This is a genomic window from Paenibacillus sp. Y568 (assembly GCF_059445545.1).
The window spans coordinates 169,961-189,709 of sequence record NZ_JCAIUM010000010.1 but is presented as its reverse complement, the minus strand read 5'-3'; the positions used below and the strand labels follow the sequence as shown (position 1 = coordinate 189,709).

Genomic DNA, 19,749 nt, shown 5'->3' with positions numbered 1-19,749 from the left:
GAATTAGATATTCTTAATCGCAGTATGATCGTGAATTAGATCTGCCACAATCGCTACAGCTTGGTCAATTTCCTGCTCGGTTACGTATAAATTAGGCAATAGACGAATAACATTTGGTCCAGCATTAACGAACAAGAGTCCGCGTTTCTGCCCTTCCAGCACAATGCTAGCAACGGGTTCCTCGCACTCGATACCCACCAGTAAGCCTAATCCACGGATTCCTTTTACAAAAGGATTTCCCGATAACTTTTCATCCAATTTTGCAAATAGATATTCACTCATCTTAGCGGCACGTTCCGGAATGTCATCTTCCTTCATTGTCTCGATCGTAGCTATGATTGCAGCTGTTGCAAGCGGCGTACCTCCAAATGTGGTTGCATGGCTACCTGCCGTAAATGCTTCACGCAAATATTCCTTACCTAACATAGCACCTGCTGGGAATCCACTCGCAATCCCCTTAGCAACCGTGAATATATCTGGCTCGATTCCGTAATGTTCATGAGCGAACCATTTCCCCGTACGTCCCATTCCCGTCTGGACCTCATCAACGATAAGCAACAATCCTTCTTGCTTACATAGTTCAGCAACAGCCTTCAAGAATTCTGGTTGAACGGGATGAACGCCACCTTCAGCAAGAACCATCTCGATCATAATCGCTGCCGTCTGATCCGTTACAGCTGCCTTCAATGCTTCTATATCATGTAATGGAACCGTCTTAAACCCAGCTGGGAGTGGCAAATAGCCTTCCTTCACCTTATCTTGACCCGTTGCTGTTAGTGTAGCTAAAGTCCGTCCATGGAAAGATTGATTGAACGTAATCACTTCATAACGTCCTGTTCCTTTGACCTTCTGATGATAGCGACGGGCAAGCTTAATAGCAGCTTCATTCGCCTCTGCACCGCTGTTACAGAAGAATACAGCATCTGCACATGAAATGGATGTCAGTAGAGAAGCTGCCTTCTCCTGATTCGGAATCTGGAACAAGTTAGATACATGCCACAGCTCATCTAGTTGTTGCTTCAGTCTTTCTTTTACCTTCTTAGGAGCATGACCTAAGTTCGTAACCGCTAACCCGCTCATGAAATCTAAATATTTATTTCCTTGATCATCCCACAACCAGCTGCCTTCCCCTTTAACCAAGCTGATCGGATATCGAGCATACGTAGGAAACAACGAACTCGTTGTTTGGCTCTTTGCTCCCACTGCCCCAGACTCTACTACTCCTGTATTTCCAACCTGTTTCTGCTGATCCATTTCATTTCCCATCGCTTTATCTTCACTCCAATCTATCTATTCATATGATTCTTAACTAAGCACAATTTAAAAATAAGTACTGTATAACTGTGACCGCACTATAGGGTACTCGATCTTCATTATCTTTTTAAAAACTACATTCTATATCTGGACGATCCGAGTTCCGATGATCTCCCCTTGCATAACACGACTAAGAACTTGCGGTTCGCTTCCGTCCACGATAACGACTTCTTGAACATCTCCATGAATGCAGTTCATGGCTGCTCGAACTTTCGGAATCATGCCGCCGTATATTTCACCTGTGTCGATCATGTCATGAATCTCTTGTATGCTAACCGAAGGAAGTACTACTTTCTCACCATCCACTGTCTTCATAATTCCTGGAACGTCTGTTACAACAATCATACGATGAACTCCTAAGAACGAAGCAACTGCGCCTGCAGCCGTGTCTGCATTGATGTTATAGCGTTGACCTACTAGATCAATACCAATCGGTGCAATCACCGGAATATAGCCCATGTCCTGTACACCTTGAATGAGAGTGGCTTCCACATGGGTCACTTCGCCAACCCAGCCTACTTCAGCACTGTTCGCAACGGGTTTCGCTTGAATAAGTAAACCATCTACGCCCGAGAGCCCCCATGCACGCCCACCCACATTGTGAATACGACGTACGATCTGTTTATTGATGCTACCGGATAGCACCATTTCCACCACATCAAGGACATCCTCCGTTGTCTTACGCAACCCATGAACGAATTCACTTTCAATGCCAAGTTTCGCAAGGTTATCTGAGATAGCTGGCCCACCTCCGTGAACGATGACAGGTTGTATTCCGTCCTGCTGTAATTGTCTAAGGTCATGAAAGAAAGAATCCGGCAATGCCGCAAGTGTACTCCCTCCACATTTCATCACAAAACTACCTTGAATCTGAACATTGTGGATAGGCTCCACTTGAATCCCTTCTTCCCCATGACCTCCCAATTTCGTTCCCATGCAAAAATTCCCCTCTCATTACCAATCAGTAGAACCTGCTAATCTACTAGAATGCCTAATCGTCAAAAATAGTTATATCTAACCTTACGTTCGATACGCTGCATTAATCCGTACATAATCATATGTTAAGTCGCAACCCCAAGCAGTCGCTTTCCCGCTTCCACCATGCAAGTCTACGAATATACGTACTGTGTCACCTTTTAAATAGGCTAACGCTTCTTCTTCATCAAACCCAACAGGGCGTGAAGCCTTAAGCACCGTAATCGATCCTAGTTGGATATCTACTTGCTCTGGATTTACAGGTTCCCCTGCACGCCCTACAGCAGCAATAATCCGTCCCCAGTTCGCATCCGCACCGAATATCGCAGTCTTCACTAGACTTGAGCCTACAACGGTCTTCGCAATGACACTTGCCGAACTATCGCTTACGGCTCCTTGAACGACAACTTCAACTAGTCTAGTAGCCCCTTCACCATCACGTGCAATCGCCATGGCTAGCTTCTGACAGACATATGTGAATGCCTCAGCAAAAGCATCCCAGTCAGGATGAGACGTATTCAGTTCGTTATGGTCAGCAAGTCCACTAGCCATCGTAATTAGCATGTCATTTGTACTTGTATCCCCATCTACGGTAATCATATTGAACGTCAGATCTGTAGCTTGTCGCATCAATTGTTGCAGTGCCACTTGTTCAATATTCGCGTCTGTCGTCATAAAAGCTAGCATCGTGGCCATATTGGGATGAATCATCCCTGACCCCTTAGCAGCTCCGGCAATTACGACCTCATTGCCATCGACTAAGACAGACACACAAGCTTCTTTCTTCACTAAGTCCGTGGTAAGAATGGCTTGTGTGAAATCTTCCGCTCCCACCGCACTGTTGCTCAGTCGCGCAGGCAATGCCGCAATGCCTGCGTTCACGCAGTCCATCTTGAGTAGCTCACCGATCACGCCTGTCGATGCGACAGCCACATCTTGCTCCGCTACGCCAAGGTGACTCGCCATCGCTGCACGCATAGCATATGCATCGGCCTCGCCTTGCTCGCCTGTGCATGCATTGGCGTTGCCGCTATTCACTACGACGGCTCTCAACTTGCCGTCGACAAGACTCTCGCGGCTCACTTTCAGTGGAGCCGCTTGAAACACGCTGGTGGTATACACAGCCGCCGCTGTGGCATCCACCTCACATAGGATTGCGCCGATATCATGGCGCTCCGTCTTCTTTAATCCGCAGTGGACACCGCCTGCGGAGAAACCCTTCGGTGTTATAATTGAACCGCCATCTATAGCGGTAAAATTCTCTTTTTCCATAGTTGATTGCCTCTACTTATGGATACACAGGTGTGTAACGTAAGCCGAGATCTTCCTCCCATCCCATCATCAGGTTCAAATTCTGAATCGCTTGGCCCGAAGCACCCTTCACGATATTATCAATCACTGAAATAATCGTAATTCTTCCTGTTCGATCATCTAGGAGAAGTCCCATATCACAAAAATTAGATCCCGTTACTTCTTTCGTCGCAGGCCATACCCCTTCGTCTCGAACTCTCACAAATGGGCGACCCTCGTAATACTGACGGTACAAATCAACAAAATCCGCCTGACTATGTTCCCCTATGACTTTGGCATACATCGTACTCATAATGCCTCGTGTCATTGGTGTCAGATGCGTCGTAAACGTGACCATAACCTTCTCACCTGTCAGCTCACTTAACACTTGCTCTATTTCAGGAATATGCTGATGCCTATTCACTTTATATGCTCGAAGATTCTCATTTATCTCTGCGTAATGTACGGTTAGGTTTGTTCCACGTCCCGCTCCAGATACACCCGATTTAGCATCAATAATAATAGTCGATGGATCGATCCACCCTGCAACGATTGCAGGAACAAGGCCCAGTAGCGTAGCTGTCGCGAAACATCCCGGATTAGAAATAAAGTCCTTACCTACCACTTCTTCACCAAATACTTCACTCAGTCCGTATACAGCCTGTTCAACGTAGCGTGGATCCGCTGCTGGATGTTTATACCACTGCTCGTATGTTTCTCCATCTTTTATACGAAAATCGCCCGATAAATCAATCACCTTAAGCCCTGCCTGAAGTAGCTGAGGAACCAGCGGAGTACTAATGCCAGATGGTGTAGCCGTAAATACAACGTCAGCCTTCTGCGCTATACTCTGTATGTCGAGATCATCCAGATCTTGATTAATAATATTCGTTAAATGTGGAAAGCCCTTATTAATGGGAACTCCCGCACTTGAAGTTGAAATGACAGAGGTAATATCCACATGAGGATGCCCCTGTAACAAACGAATTAATTCTACTCCACCGTATCCTGTAGAACCAACGATGGCCACTCTTACCTTAGAATCTACTGTCATTATCCCCTGTTCCCCTCTCCAACCTCACTTGATCGATACCATTCATAATTATGTATTATTATACGTCCGAGTAAATATAAATACAATACCTTATGACTATTCTTCAAGAGATTCCGCTCATTCATCCCATTCTATAATGCTCTAGTGAACCCTTCTCCAAGAACCTCATGTGCATCACTAATAATGACAAAAGCACCCGGGTCAACGGATTGAACCAACGTCTTCAATCGTGTTACTTCATTCTGTCCTACAACAACCATTAGAACCGTCCGATTATCTCCCGTGTATCCTCCTTGGCCATTGAGTTTAGTTAATCCACGATCTAGATCATTCAGAATGACTTGGGTAAGCTCATCTGTATAATCTGAGATAATATACGCGACCTTCGTATAATTAAATCCTAACTCTACCGCATCTATGACTTTTCCAGTTACATAAAGGGCAACTAGGGCATACAAAGCCTGTTCCATAGACATAACAAACGCGGCTAGTATAATAACTGTGGCATCTAATAACACTACGCATAAAGAGAAACTAAGACCGCTTAACTTCTGAATCACCTGAGCTAGAATCGTCAGCCCTCCCGTAGATCCTCTTCCACGAAATACAAGTCCAATTCCGAGTCCAACGCAGATTCCACCATATATAGAAGCAAGTAAAGGATTCGCAGTTGGAATAGGCCAGTCCTTTGTAAGGAATACAAATAAAGGCAAGACCACGCTTCCTAATAAAGAACGAATACCATAGTTAGTACCTAATAACAGGAAACCCAGTATAAATAAAGGAATATTCAAAGCCCATTGCGTAAATGCAGGTTCTAATCCTAACCATGATTGGGCTAGAACGGATAGCCCGGATACTCCTCCTGAAGCAATCCCATTCGGTAGAAAAAACAGATTAAATCCTATGGATATAATCAAAGACCCGATAATAATGAATAAAGTGTCTATCATATGCCTTACTGGACCCTTCAAGGGAATCAAATTCCGAAATTTCCGATCACGTGTTTGTTGTGCCATTCTATGTTGTTCTCCTCTCAATTTTAACTCCCATATACTCTGATATGTTACTTATGAAACTGTTCTTATCCGCAAAAAATTCCTACACGTATAGCGTGTAGGAATTCCAATATGATTATTCACTTTCTACAACTTTAAGTTGACTACGTAAATACCCATCGATAAATAGATTGATATCCCCATCCATTACTGCACCAATGTTCCCCGTCTCTACGGAAGTACGGTGATCCTTTACCATACTATAGGGATGGAATACATAGGAGCGAATCTGGCTACCCCACGCAATTTCCGATTGTTCCCCTCGGATTTCAGCCAACTCTTTGCGTTGTTCCTCGAGCTTACGTTCTACTAACTTTGAACGAAGGGCTGTCATTGCCCAAGCTCTATTCTTAATCTGAGAACGTTCGGCCTGGCTTGTTACAACCACTCCAGAAGGAATATGCGTTATTCGTACTGCAGAATCCGTTGTATTGATATGCTGTCCGCCTGCACCTGTGGCACGATAGGTATCAATCTTCAAATCCTCTGTGCGAATCTCTACATCAGCATCCTCTGTGATCTCAGGAACCACATCACATGATACGAATGAGGTGTGGCGTCTTCCTGAAGAATCGAATGGTGAAATGCGAACTAGCCGATGAACACCTTTCTCCGCTTTCAGGTAACCATAAGCATTGAAGCCTTTGATCAAAAGAGTAACACTCTTAATACCCGCTTCATCACCCGCTTGATAGTCCATCGTTTCAACTTTGAATCCACGTTTATCTGCCCAACGGGTATACATTCGGAGTAACATCTCTCCCCAGTCTTGCGACTCCGTCCCCCCTGCACCAGGATGAAGTTCTAGAATGGCATTCATTTTATCGTAAGGCTCGCTCAGGAGCAGCCCTAGTTCGAATTCATCTAACTTTTTCTTAAGACTCTCCGTAGAATCTGCAATCTCAGCAAATAACGATTCTTCTTCCTCTTCATCTGCAAGTTCAGCCATCATCTCGACATCATCGAACTCGCGTTGAAGCTTCTCGTATTCATCTATGGAAGACTTCACACCATTTAGCTCAGCTATTAATGCTTGAGCCTTGTCACTGTCATCCCAGAAATCAGGTGCGGACATCTTTTCCTCAAAGTTCGATATCATCTCTTGCTTAAGATCTAAGTCAAAGAGACCCCCTAAGATTGGTAAGTTTCGTACTCATTTCACGTAAGTCATGCTTTATGTTCGGATCGATCATAATGTTCTCGTCACCTCTTCATCAAGTAGAACAGCTAAGTGTTCTTTATTATCACAAACTCCCTCAAACCAGAAGGCACCAGTTCATATAACCATATCTCCCGTGGAGAATGATCTCAACTGTAGAACCTCCTTAGCTTAAGGGAGTTATTAAGTGCACTTCACTCCATCATTTGGGGTAAATTCACTTTTCTTAAGATTGTTGTCCATGACATTGTTTGAATTTCTTACCACTACCACATGGACATGGATCGTTACGTCCAATCTGCTGACCGACATGAACAGGGTTCTTCTCGGCAGGTTCACCATTTGTTGATACTTTCTTCTCATCAACAACGGATTGACGCTCTTGATTACCTTCAATTTGTGCCTTCATAATGTAAGTTGCGACTTCTTCTTGAATGTTCGCAGTCATCTCATTAAACATTTCGAAGCCTTCAAATTGATATTCACGTAATGGATCTGTACCGCCATAAGCGCGTAAATGAATCCCTTGACGAAGCTGATCCATGGCATCAATATGACCCATCCACTTACTGTCTACAGAACGAAGCACGATTACTTTCTCGAACTCACGTACTAATTCAGCACCGATACGCTCTTCACGTTCATTATATTTAGCTTCAACAAGGTTAAATATATAATCAACGATTTCTTCTAATTCCTTGCCCCATAGGTCATCACGAGTAATAGAGTCAACGTCCAATAACTTACTATTCACGTAATCTGCTACCTCTTGAAGCTCCCAGTTCTCAGGAATATCATCCACACAATGTGCAGCCACTACGCGGTCTACAACATTTTTAAGCATTTCCATAACGATCTGCTTAATATTCTCAGACTCAAGAATCTCGCGACGTTGCTTGTAGATGATCTCACGTTGTTGGTTCATGACGTCATCATATTGTAGTACGTTCTTCCGCGCATCAAAGTTGTTTCCTTCGACACGTTTCTGAGCGGATTCCACAGCACGTGTTATCATCTTACTCTCGATTGGTTGATCTTCTTCAAATCCAAGACGATCCATCATATTCAGAACATTGTCAGCACCGAAACGTTTCATTAATTCATCACCAAGTGATAAATAGAACTGAGTAGAACCAGGATCACCCTGACGTCCAGCACGTCCACGAAGCTGATTATCAATACGACGAGATTCATGACGTTCTGTACCTATAATATGCAATCCACCAACTTCTGACACGCCATCACCCAACACAATATCAGTACCACGGCCTGCCATGTTCGTGGCAATCGTTACCGTACCCGCTTGGCCTGCTTGTGAGACGATTTCTGCTTCTTCGGCATGGTATTTAGCATTTAGAACGCGGTGCTTAACGCCTTTGCGTTTCAACATTTCAGAGACCAGCTCTGAATTCTCGATAGATATCGTACCTACCAATACAGGCTGGTTCTTCTTATGCCGTTCAGTAATCTCCTCAACAACCGCTGTAAATTTGCCCTTCTCGCTCTTATACACGATATCTGGCATATCTTGACGTTGATTGGGCTTATTCGTTGGCACTTGAAGAACTTCCAAACCATAGATCTTCTTAAATTCTTCTTCTTCTGTCTTCGCTGTACCTGTCATACCCGCTAACTTACGATACATACGGAAATAGTTCTGGAACGTAATCGTAGCAAGCGTCATACTTTCGTTCTGTACTTCCAAACCTTCCTTAGCTTCGATCGCTTGATGCAATCCATCACTATAACGACGACCTGCCATTAGGCGCCCTGTGAACTCGTCAACAATCATAACTTCTTCTTCAGCTACAACGTAGTCGACATCCAGACGCATAATCACATTTGCCTTCAAAGCTTGTACAATATGATGATTCAGCGTTACATTAGCGTGATCATATAGGTTCTCAATACCGAAAGCCTTCTCCGCTTTTGCTGCTCCTTTTTCAGTAAGAGCAACGGACTTCACCTTAATGTCCACAGTATAGTCTTCTTCTGCCACCAGACGCTTCACGAAGCGATCTGCCGCATAATAGAGCTCCGTTGACTTCTCAGCTTGTCCTGAGATAATTAGAGGCGTACGAGCCTCATCAACGAGGATTGAATCCACTTCATCTATAATACAGAAGTAGAGTGGACGTTGTACCATTTGCTCTTTGTAAAGCACCATATTATCACGTAGGTAATCGAAGCCGAACTCATTATTCGTACCATAAGTAATATCACAAGCATAAGCTTGTTGTTTCTCCGCATGGTCCATGCCGTTCAAGTTAACCCCGACCGTCATACCTAAAAATTCATATATAATTCCCATTTGTTGGCTATCCCGTTGTGCTAGATAATCATTAACTGTGACTACATGCACACCTTGGTCCAACAAAGCATTCAAATACACAGGAAGTGTACCTACGAGTGTCTTACCTTCACCCGTTTTCATCTCTGCAATTCTGCCCTCATGAAGTGCAACGCCTCCGATTAACTGTACATCGAAGTGCCGCATGTTAAGCACACGCTTAGACGCCTCACGCACAGTAGCAAATGCTTCAGGAAGCAATTCATCTATGGTTTCACCTTTCTCAAGACGAGCACGGAATTCCTCTGTCTTACTTTTCAGTTGTTCATCCGAGAGTGCCACATATTCTGGTTCCATTTGGTTGATTAGTTCGACCGTCTTCATAAGACGTTTGACATCACGTTCGTTGGTGTCGCCGAAGATTTTTTTGACAAGTCCTAGCATGGTTAACCCCTTTCGTTTGATACAGATGGTAGAACCAACTTCATAACTCCGAGGGTTAATAATGAAATTGATTCCTTAATGATTGTGTTTGCATAAATTGTAACAGTTTGCAAGAGATGCCGCAACACTGAGCGTCTCTTATTTACAGCTAATTTCATATCTCTACCTATTATAGGATGTTCTGAACGATGTGTTTCCTAAGTGTTATTACCATTTATACTATCTCGTTTTGTAGATAGTATCTATATATACGCACAAAGAGCCCTATCCGTTGCACGGATAGGAGCTCCATTTCAATAACTTTTCATATTTAGAGAATGATTCAAGTCAATGTAGCCATTAATATCTAGCCATATGATATTCACATCTAGTTAATCTTGCTCAATCAGGCCGTACTTACCATCATCACGCTTGTATACAACATTTACGGTCTTACTGTCAATATTAGAGAATACAAAGAAATTATGTCCAACCATATTCATTTGCAATATAGCTTCTTCGACATCCATAGGCTTCAGGAAGAAACGCTTCGTACGAACTACTTCTAATTCGTCCTCGATCTCGCCACTTACGATTGAACCCGCTGCACCTGAACCTTCAGTGAATAACGTCTTCAAACTTCCTTCTTGACGGAACTTACGATTAAGCTTCGTCTTATGCTTACGAATCTGACGTTCTAGCTTGTCCACGACCGCATCAATGGATGAATACATATCATCACTACGATCTTCTGCACGAAGCATCACGCCTGGCAATGGGATAGTTACCTCCACGGTGTGTAATCCTCGAATGACACTCAGAGTAACATATCCTTCTGAAGTAGTGGGTGCATCGAAATACTTCTCAAGTCGATTGAGCTTCTTATCAACATACTCTTTCAAAGCATCTGTCACTTCAATTTGTTGACCTCGAATACTGTAATTCATAAGGCACTCCTCCTTTGCAACACCATTATATCACTTTGTTAACGTCAAGTAAAAAGGTAATTCGGTGAATATTATCAACGATGTAAACTCTTACATTCTACCTTCAGAAATCTAGTGAACCAACAATATTAACCCTCGCTACCCTGCGTGGTTAAAGGTACGTTTGATAGAGCTATAGGACGGTTAATCTCGAATATTAACAAAGATTAATCACCTTAAGGGTTATTCTTATTTAACCAATATAGGCTAGAAAGAAACTGGATAATAATGACATATTATATGTGGCGATAGGGAATAAATAAAGACCCTGGAGATCTCCAGGGTCTGAATGTTATTAGTTCAGTAAAAAGCATTGATCCAACTATTATTAAGTCGGCTTAGGCCTAATAGATTATAATTTGATTACGTTAGCAGCTTGTGGTCCACGAGCGCCATCAACAACATCAAACTCAACAGCTTGACCTTCATCTAATGATTTGAAACCGTCTGTTTGAATTGCGGAGAAATGTACGAATACATCGCCACCATCGTCAGTTTCCAAGAAGCCATACCCTTTTTCTGCATTAAACCATTTTACTTTCCCTTGCATAAATAAACATTCCCTTCGTTTTGAAAAATGAAGTAAGCAAGCGCTTACTTTTAAGAATATAGCACCTACTGGGTGAGATTGTCAATTAATAAAAATTACACGATGGAATCATCCTTCATGTTCTGTTTGACTTCTCGAACGGCATCATGTCTCCATTCCTACTAGGGCGAAAACCATAACTTATGTTCTGAGAATTGTGGATCGAACATGGGATTCAATACTTGGGCAATCTTAATCCCCATGCTGGGCGTACTAAATATAGACCCTGGGCTTCTCAGAATTAATATAATTCACTTATTCTTTCAACAATGTAGTAATATGAGCCATTGAATCAGTCCCATTCTGTTGGATACGTTTGGAAATTGAATTCAAATAAGTTTGATTATGTTCGGTACCGCGCACAAATGACTGAATCACTTTAATTGCCAAATCTGGATTCAATCCATTATAGAACCCCGAAATTCCAACTAAATGTATTCTTAACATCGAATACAGTATTGACATTCTTGTAAATTGACTAAATACATTACTACTCTCGTTTACATTAGGGAACAAACTCTCGAATATATAATTAACTAAATAATTTTCTAAGATGTATCCATAGCTATTCATAAAAGGTTTATAGAATTCATTAAGATTATCATTGTACTTTTGTGTCAATACTTTCAGATCTACTTGATCTTGGACTTCAAATCCTGCTAGCATTTCTGAATAACATTCATTATATCTAAGTGTAATTCCACCAGATTTGATACGCTCTTGTATTAGTCCTACTACAAGTTGAACTTGAAGTTCAGTATTGATTTGGATTTGTGCAAGACTACTTATAAATATTGGAGTGCTTATCTTAATTTTGTACTCTTCTATTAGAGCTGGTACACGCTCGAATTGTTGTTCTTGTAATAGAATTTGCAATCTATTTATAAAGAGGCCTAAAAAGATCATACGATCACTTAAGTGAAGATTTCTATTTTGAATAATTTCAATAGTAAACACACGCAAATCCCAGAATAAATACTCTCCATTATCCAACCTCGATGTATCTAGATTATTTCTAATTCCCAAACCAGAATTCATATCATATTCCATATGTTCAAATTCAATACCCTCTGAATTTAAGAGCGCTAATCTAGCAATTTCAGGACATGACAACTTAGCTGACATTTCGAGTGTTTTACCCACCTTATTAATGGCTCGGGGGTAGGTAGTACATGTCGAAGATAGTAATTGTTCGCCTAGTTCCGCTTGAATCCCACATAAACCGCTCTCTTCCAACATGGGACAACGACCTTTACTATCCATAATAAAATGAGCATAATTATTGATATTTCCCGTTTCATTTTTAACACGCTTCATGGATTTATTCAACTTGTTACTCAATACTGGATGCCTAAGGCTTTTATAATTTTTGTAAGTCTTTTTATCCAACGTTACGACCCATCCAACACAGCAACTGTCTTCACATGCTGAACCAATACAAGTAAATGATTTCATATATGTCGGTATAAGAACTTCTTGTTTCAACAATATCACTCCTGCACTTTAATAAATTTAAACAAAAGGACCAAAAGCCCCACATAAAATTAACAAAAAGTTTAAATATATTGATATCTAATCATCCATTATTAAACTTTATGATATATTCATATTAAAATAGCGCTCAGAAACGCTAGTTTTATTTATCTTACAGGTGTTAGACCCACTATCATCTCTAAAAACAACCGTATGATCAGGAATGTTGCGTTCATAAACAGATGCACCATTGCCAACAGACACATAATTCCCTACTGAACAATCACCTATAATTGACGCATATGGTAGCAACGATACACCCTTACCAAGGGTAGGATATCTTCCTTTTTGTGCGCCAACTGTACTCCCCTGAAATGCTACCAAATAATCAGAGTATTTCGCTCTACCTAAAATCGTTCCCACCGTGTGTAACAGCACGAAGATATCAGGAAGTTCTGTATCATACATACAACTAAATCCATGGAGAGACTTGTTTAAATAAAACAATTTGTTAGCCAATTGCTGATCGTCTTGCATACTCCATACGCTGTTAGATAGAAACCATAAGAACACACAATATTGATCAGAATGTAAATGGTTCAGATAAGGAAGGCCATTAATATTATAAGCACCTAGACTAACATGACGGAAACAATGTTCCGTCCTTTGTATTGCATAATCAAATGCCTGTTCTTCAACACAGAAATCTGCCCTAATGTTATCAGGGAAGAAATGATTGATCTGCCTAGATACGTACGTTTTAAAATCGTTTAAAGAAAGAGAAAGTTCCATTACAGAACATCACAACCTCTCACTACTATTCTTCCACCATTGAATCGTTTTGTTCATCCCAGTATACAAGTCAACCTTAGGTTTCCAACCTAAAGATTGAATTTTGGAAATATCCCCTTGTACTAGTGGAGCTTGAAGATTTCCTTCCTTCACAGCACCAGGCAATATAAGATGTGACTTACCAAATTGATGAGCTATATGATTCACTAAATCAATAACCCGAATGGCTTGTCCAGAGGCTATATTGTAAATTCCCTCTTCATTACTTTTTAATAATTCATTTATAGCCTCGGCTGCGTCTTCGACATATAAAAAATCCCTCATCTGCGTTCCTTCTGTACATTTAGCCGTTTCGTCCTTCAGTAAGGATCGAATAATAGATGGTACTAGTCTAGATTCGGGCTCCATTGGCCCATATAAGAAGAATAGTCTTGCCCATCCAAGGCTCAAGCCCGTATGCTGTGCTAAATGAAATAACAAGGATCTCGTATAATTTTTACATGCTGAATAGGGCATATCATATGAATTAGATTCGTCGTCTTCTTTTAAAACTCCATGATCCCACTGATACTCTGCACATGTACCTGCCACTACAGCTCTTATGCCACCATTGGATACGAAATTTCGAAACAAACATAACGTTGCTTCTATCCATTGATAATTGCTTAAGGATGTGACATATTTCCCTGGTCTTGCATCCCATGCTAAGTGAATCAAATGGGAAGGTTGAACCTCTTGCATACACTTTTCAATATCTCTCTGATTAAACAAATCAACCGAATGCCAAATCACTGATTCAGATTCAACATTGGCCCCATATCTAGACAATGCATGAATTTCAAAATCCTCTTTTTTAAGAGTATCAATAACGTGATTGCCGATGAACCCACTAGCCCCAGTAACTATTACCTTTTTCATATCACAAATCCCTGAAAATCTCTATCTTTAGTTGATATTACCTCGCATGATAGAGGCCATTCAATGTTAAACACAGGATCATTCCAATGCACTCCTCTTGAAGAAGAAGCATTATAAATCTGACTCATATGATAAAAAACTTCAGTCTTATCCTCTAATGTTTGAAAACCGTGAGCGAAGCCCTCAGGTACATACAGCATTCGACCATTATTTTCATTCAATTCGACAGCATACCACTTCAGATATGTATTCGATAAGGGACGTAAATCAATAATAACATCATAAATTGCCCCTCTTGTACACCTGATCAATTTTGTCTCTTCAAAAGGACTTACTTGGTAATGCATACCCCTTACCGTACCTCGTCGGATATTATAAGAGACATTACACTGCACAAAATCATTTACCAATCCATGAGTTATGAATTCATCCTTACAAAACGTTCGTGCAAAGAATCCTCTTTCATCATGGTGCGGTTCTGCATCAATTACATATGCCCCTCTTAGCGGAGTTTCTAGAAACTTCATTCGATCACCGTCACTTCAGGTACTGGAACTATCCACTTGCCGCCCCATTCCCGAATAAACGAAGTCTGCTCCATAATCTCTTCTTTCAAATTCCATGGAAGAATAAAGATATAGTCGGGTTTAGTCTCTTTCAACTGTTCGGGAGAATACACTGGAATTCTTGATCCGGGCAGAAAGGTTCCTTGCTTATATGGACTTCGATCCACCGTATAATCCAAATAGTCACGATCAATACCACAATAATTAATCAGGGTATTTCCCTTAGCTGGCGCACCGTACCCAGCGATGGTATGTCCCTTTTCTTTCATATCAATCAGGAAGCTCATAATCTGTCTTTTTAATTGGACAGCATCGTTATGAAATCCATTGTACATTTCAATATTACTCATACCAAATAACGTTTCTTTTTCTAATAATGTATCAACAGTTTGACTTACTTGTAAATCGTTATTATTGGAATGACATGCAAAAATTCGCAAAGATCCACCGTGCGTCTCTAGCTGCTCAACATCATAGATTGAAAGGTTGTGACTCTTAAATAATTGACAGACGGTTGTCAGAGATAAATAAGAGTAATGTTCGTGATATATTGTATCAAACTGATTATGTTCTATTAGTTGAAGTAAGTGAGGGAATTCCATCGTTATCGTACCCTGTGGTTTTAAAAGAATCTTCATCCCTTCAACAAAGTCGTTTAAATCTGGAACATGTGCAAGTACGTTATTCCCAAGTAAGAGGTCTGCACTTTTCCCCTTTTCTTTCAATGCTGTTGCCAATGTAGTTCCGAAAAAGTCCACCGTCGTATCGATTCCTTTCTCGATCGCAGCTTTCGCAACATTAGCGGCAGGTTCAATTCCTAGCACAGAAATACCTTTTTCTTTAAAGTACTGTAATAAGTAACCATCATTGCTTGCGATTTCAACTACTTGTTGATCCTTCGTGTAATTAAATCGATCTACCATGGTCTCAACATATTTACGGCAATGGTTAAGCCAGCTATCGGAATAGCTGCTAAAATAGGCGTAATCGCTAAATATATGTTCTGGAGACTCGAAATCCTCCACCTGAACTAAAAAGCAATGCTCGCAAACATAAGTTCTTAATGGATACATATGCTCCATTTGGCTTTCAGACTTCACATACGAATTGGCTAATGGTGAAACTCCCAAATCCAGAAAAACAGTACTTAGTTCTGTACCGCAAAAACGGCATGTTCCAGTTGACATTCTCTCATATCCCCTTAATGAGCAAAAATTCTAGAAGATTTTATAATTTCATATTGACGTATTTGTTTTAAAGTTACATCATCTACACGATTACTCATATAGTTAGAATACCATTCCATTGTCCATTCGATAGATTGGGATACAGGTAATTGTATCCCCCACTTCAACAGTTCTATAGCTTTATCGCTGTTTAGGACTAGACATGACGCTTCATAAGGCTGCGTGTTCGTTTCATATTCTACGTTCAGCTGTGCCCCGAGATATTTGTTACATTCACCAATCAGTTGTGCAACGGATATATTAGAGGACTCCCCAGGGCCAAAATTCCAAGCTCCCGCGTACTCTTCTCCCGATTCCCACATTTTTTGGGCAAGTAACAAATATCCATTCAAACAATCTAAGACATGCTGCCAAGGTCGAATTGCTTGAGGATATCTAATATTTAAGGGCTTATTATTGATAACCGAGCGAATGACATCTGGAATAATACGATCTACTGCCCAGTCTCCCCCACCTATTACATTACCTGCTCTTGCAGATGATAACAATTTACCACTAGTAGAGTAGAATGATCTTTCATAGGCTGACGTAACAAGTTCTGAGCAGCCCTTACTAGCACTATAGGGATCAGATCCTCCCATAGAATCATGTTCAACAAACCCTCGCAAGGAATTATTATTGTTCTCGTAGCATTTATCCGTCGTAACATTAATAACAACTTGAACGGATTCAGTATTCCTAGCTACCTCTAATAAATGCACCGTTCCCATAACATTAACCGAGAACGTTGCAATCGGATCTAAATATGACTCTCTTACTAATGGTTGTGCTGCGAGATGAAAGATAACTTCAGGTTGAATTCTTCCAATAAATGATTGTAACCGTTGATAATCTAATATATCACCGTATGTGGATTCCATATTTTTAGAGACATCTGCAATACCATATAAATTGGGCTCCGTCACAGGTGATAGACTGTATCCGTAAACATCCGCTCCTAAATACTGAAGCCACAATGCGAGCCAACTCCCTTTGAACCCGGTATGACCTGTAATGAGTACCTTTTTAGATTTCCAAAAGTCTTGATTCATTTATTCCCACACCTTCCAAGGAGCCTTTCCCTTTTCCCACATTTCTTCAAGTTTTGTCTTTTCCCTTAATGTATCCATGGGTTGCCAGAACCCCTCATGCATAAAGGCCGACAATTCTCCTGACTTAGCTAATTGCTCCATAGGCTCTTCTTCCCACGTGGTATTATCTCCACTGATTAAATCAAATACCTGTGGTTCTAGAACAAAGAATCCACCATTAATCCAATTACCATCGCCCATCGGTTTTTCTTGGAAACCAATAATTTTATCTTCTTGAAACTCAAATGCACCGAATCTTCCAGGGGGCCGCACTGTCGTTACAGTTGCAAGATGCCCCTTTTCCTTATGGAATTGCACGAGTTCTGATATATTAACGTCACTTAATCCATCTCCATATGTAAAACAGAACGTCTCATCACCAACATATGGTTGAACTCTCTTCAACCTCCCGCCGGTCAATGTATGCTCTCCTGTATCAACAAGAGTTACTTTCCAAGACTCTGAATTATTTTTATGTATTTTCATCTCATTCGTCCTGAAATCAAACGTTACATCTGATGTATGCATATAATAATTAGCGAAAAATTCCTTTATAAGATAGCCTTTGTAACCCAAACATATAATAAAGTCGTTTATTCCATAAGTAGAATATATTTTCATAATGTGCCAAAGCATTGGGGCTCCACCAATTTCCACCATAGGCTTAGGTTTCAACACAGTTTCTTCGCTCAATCTTGTGCCTAATCCACCAGCCAAAATTACCGCTTTCATCTGTTATACATCCTTTCGAACGATAATTTCCAACTCAACCTTGTTTGAGCTAAACTCTATGGCTTTGCAATAGGCAAACGCTATCCCCTGCAATTTAAGTAAAGCAATATGCTTATTCATAATAGTCTCATCAAAATCAGAATAGCTAATGCTTAGTGCTAATTGCCCACCATGACTTAACAATGCAATCAATTGCTTTATACTCTGAGGGTTATTATTCAAATGTTCTGAGTCAGATTCAAAAATAATATAGTCAAAGGATTTGCCATTTAGTTTCACTTCAACTTGATCAATTTCCGCCTGAATGACTTGGTCTGAAACGGTCACAATGTCATCCAAATACTTCTTATTAATGCAGTAACTTGTAATATCAACGTTCTCTATACCTTTTTCCTTCAGCATGTTTTTCAATTGTAATGGATTACCACCACATTTAGTATGCACACCTAGAATTGAAGCATTGACACTTCCCAAATCAATAGAGATTTCATTAAGAATTCTTGGATTAAACACAGCATCTGACCATGCATCTAATCCATATTTTTTAATGAATATATCTCTACTCACATTCATTGAATTATTATTAATCTGGTCATCACGAACTGTGACCGATCCAAAGTGGTACGTAAACGTATCCTTACAATAAACCAACTTATATCCTAATCTTCGAATACGAAAACTAATATCATCATCAGAGAACTCTCCATAATAAAACTGAGGATCATAATAGTCAATTTGTTTAAGTAGCTCTGTTTTGACCATTAATACACATGGAAGGAGTCTTACTCGTTCTTCCCATTTACGTGGATCTGAATGATTATAGCTTTCCGCGAATTCTAGCATCTCTTCTAAATTATTATATTCTCCATTAATTTGCTGTAGATTGCTTATTGTACTTGCTCCAGGAGATACGTATCCTATTTTTTCGTCCGATTCTATGCATATTAATAAATTCTCTAACCATCGAGGTGTAAAAATAAAGTCATTACATACACAGGCTGTATATTTACCCTCTGCCACTTTCATTCCTTCATTAAATCCATTAACCACTCCTACATTTTTTATCAAATGAAGGGGTTTGACCTGAGATAATGAGTCAAAATAATCTCTAGTTCCATCCGTAGAACCATTATTGACTACAATTAACTCATAGCTAATATTTTTAGTATAAGTTAAGATACTTTCTATACATAATTTGGTATAATCCAATTTATTATAGGCTAGGACTACAATACTAACTAATGGCTTCTGAGCTAATGAAATCTGATGTCTATTCTCATTAATGAACTGTTCTATCAAACTTAGGAGTTCAACATCTTTAGTTGAGGATGCTACCTTTCCAAAATAATAATTAGATTGGATAAAATTATTACGTAACTTGTTAATAAAACCAAGGTTGAACAGTAAATCATCATATTCCGAATCGATACGTAGCCCTTCTAACAAATAATCCTCAGCTTCTTGCAGATTATTTTCTGCTACAGCTATAGATGCTTTGATCGTATATGTTTCAACATCTTTAACTAAAGGGCTCATCTGTTCTAATTCTGTCATTAACCTCTTGGCCTCATCGAGACTACCCATTTGAATAAGATCTTGAATTCTCTGTTTCATACTCTAATTTTCTCCATTCTTTAATTAATAACATTAGTCATTGTGATTATTACTAAATCACAATAATCATCTAGTATAATTTCACACGTTCACGTTACATTCTGAAAACATTAAATATTTCAAATCGTAGACTATATACTTAATATCGGTATTTTCATCCTAAAAATAAAGTTACAAAAAACGGATAATCCTCTATCTA

The 19,749-nt window shown here is 40.2% G+C and carries 17 protein-coding genes; all 17 read right to left on the bottom strand.

The genetic code is table 11. The features are described 5' to 3' along the window. Positions 1-3: 3 nt before the first annotated feature. The 17 genes from argD to AC1D7X_RS15730 all read right to left on the bottom strand — a co-directional run bounded on the left by argD (position 4) and on the right by AC1D7X_RS15730 (position 19,550). Positions 4-1,266 (bottom strand): acetylornithine transaminase, encoded by a 1,263-nt coding sequence (argD, locus tag AC1D7X_RS15810; RefSeq protein ID WP_495475594.1) that lies wholly within the window; start codon positions 1,264-1,266, stop codon positions 4-6. Between the two features lie 129 nt (positions 1,267-1,395). Further along, positions 1,396-2,166: an acetylglutamate kinase gene (gene argB / locus AC1D7X_RS15805; RefSeq protein ID WP_495458335.1), complete on the bottom strand. Its 771-nt coding sequence runs from the start codon at positions 2,164-2,166 to the stop codon at positions 1,396-1,398. 168 nt (positions 2,167-2,334) lie between these two features. Continuing rightward, positions 2,335-3,561 (bottom strand): bifunctional glutamate N-acetyltransferase/amino-acid acetyltransferase ArgJ, encoded by a 1,227-nt coding sequence (gene argJ, locus AC1D7X_RS15800; protein ID WP_495475593.1) that lies wholly within the window; start codon positions 3,559-3,561, stop codon positions 2,335-2,337. Between the two features lie 16 nt (positions 3,562-3,577). After that, on the bottom strand, positions 3,578-4,633 hold the full coding sequence (gene argC / locus AC1D7X_RS15795) for an N-acetyl-gamma-glutamyl-phosphate reductase (RefSeq protein ID WP_495475592.1): 1,056 nt from the start codon (positions 4,631-4,633) through the stop codon (positions 3,578-3,580). A gap of 131 nt (positions 4,634-4,764) precedes the next feature. After that, positions 4,765-5,652: a YitT family protein gene (locus tag AC1D7X_RS15790; RefSeq protein WP_495475591.1), complete on the bottom strand. Its 888-nt coding sequence runs from the start codon at positions 5,650-5,652 to the stop codon at positions 4,765-4,767. Positions 5,653-5,767: 115 nt separating this feature from the next. Further along, a protein-coding gene (gene prfB, locus AC1D7X_RS15785; RefSeq protein WP_495475590.1) for a peptide chain release factor 2 occupies positions 5,768-6,884 on the bottom strand; the annotation gives its coding sequence in 2 pieces (ribosomal slippage) (positions 5,768-6,811 and positions 6,813-6,884; 1,116 coding nt in all). Between the two features lie 192 nt (positions 6,885-7,076). Next, positions 7,077-9,584, bottom strand: a complete 2,508-nt coding sequence (secA, locus tag AC1D7X_RS15780; protein ID WP_495475589.1) for a preprotein translocase subunit SecA — start codon at positions 9,582-9,584, stop codon at positions 7,077-7,079. Between the two features lie 371 nt (positions 9,585-9,955). Further along, positions 9,956-10,510 (bottom strand): ribosome hibernation-promoting factor, HPF/YfiA family, encoded by a 555-nt coding sequence (gene hpf / locus AC1D7X_RS15775; RefSeq protein WP_495458301.1) that lies wholly within the window; start codon positions 10,508-10,510, stop codon positions 9,956-9,958. Positions 10,511-10,901: 391 nt separating this feature from the next. Then, a complete protein-coding gene (locus AC1D7X_RS15770; RefSeq protein WP_495458302.1) occupies positions 10,902-11,099 on the bottom strand; it encodes a cold shock domain-containing protein in 198 nt (65 codons plus the stop codon). A 294-nt stretch (positions 11,100-11,393) separates the two neighbouring features. Continuing rightward, entirely contained in the window at positions 11,394-12,623 is a 1,230-nt protein-coding gene (gene fliB / locus AC1D7X_RS15765) for a flagellin lysine-N-methylase (protein WP_495458303.1), read from the bottom strand. 108 nt (positions 12,624-12,731) lie between these two features. Further along, positions 12,732-13,403 (bottom strand): LbetaH domain-containing protein, encoded by a 672-nt coding sequence (locus AC1D7X_RS15760; protein WP_495458304.1) that lies wholly within the window; start codon positions 13,401-13,403, stop codon positions 12,732-12,734. Positions 13,404-13,412: 9 nt separating this feature from the next. Next, entirely contained in the window at positions 13,413-14,321 is a 909-nt protein-coding gene (locus AC1D7X_RS15755) for an NAD-dependent epimerase/dehydratase family protein (protein WP_495458305.1), read from the bottom strand. Continuing rightward, a complete protein-coding gene (gene rfbC / locus AC1D7X_RS15750; protein WP_495458306.1) occupies positions 14,318-14,848 on the bottom strand; it encodes a dTDP-4-dehydrorhamnose 3,5-epimerase in 531 nt (176 codons plus the stop codon). The genes AC1D7X_RS15755 and rfbC overlap by 4 nt, the downstream gene beginning before the upstream one ends. Beyond that, positions 14,845-16,074 (bottom strand): methyltransferase domain-containing protein, encoded by a 1,230-nt coding sequence (locus tag AC1D7X_RS15745; RefSeq protein WP_495458307.1) that lies wholly within the window; start codon positions 16,072-16,074, stop codon positions 14,845-14,847. The genes rfbC and AC1D7X_RS15745 overlap by 4 nt, the downstream gene beginning before the upstream one ends. Before the next feature lie 14 nt (positions 16,075-16,088). Further along, positions 16,089-17,165 carry a CDP-glucose 4,6-dehydratase gene (rfbG, locus tag AC1D7X_RS15740; protein WP_495475588.1) on the bottom strand — a complete coding sequence of 359 codons (1,077 nt, stop codon included), beginning with the start codon at positions 17,163-17,165 and terminating at the stop codon, positions 16,089-16,091. After that, positions 17,166-17,936, bottom strand: coding sequence for a glucose-1-phosphate cytidylyltransferase (gene rfbF / locus AC1D7X_RS15735; protein ID WP_495458309.1), 771 nt, complete (start codon positions 17,934-17,936; stop codon positions 17,166-17,168). A gap of 3 nt (positions 17,937-17,939) precedes the next feature. Continuing rightward, a complete protein-coding gene (locus tag AC1D7X_RS15730) occupies positions 17,940-19,550 on the bottom strand; it encodes a glycosyltransferase (protein WP_495475587.1) in 1,611 nt (536 codons plus the stop codon). Between the last annotated feature and the right edge of the window lie 199 nt (positions 19,551-19,749).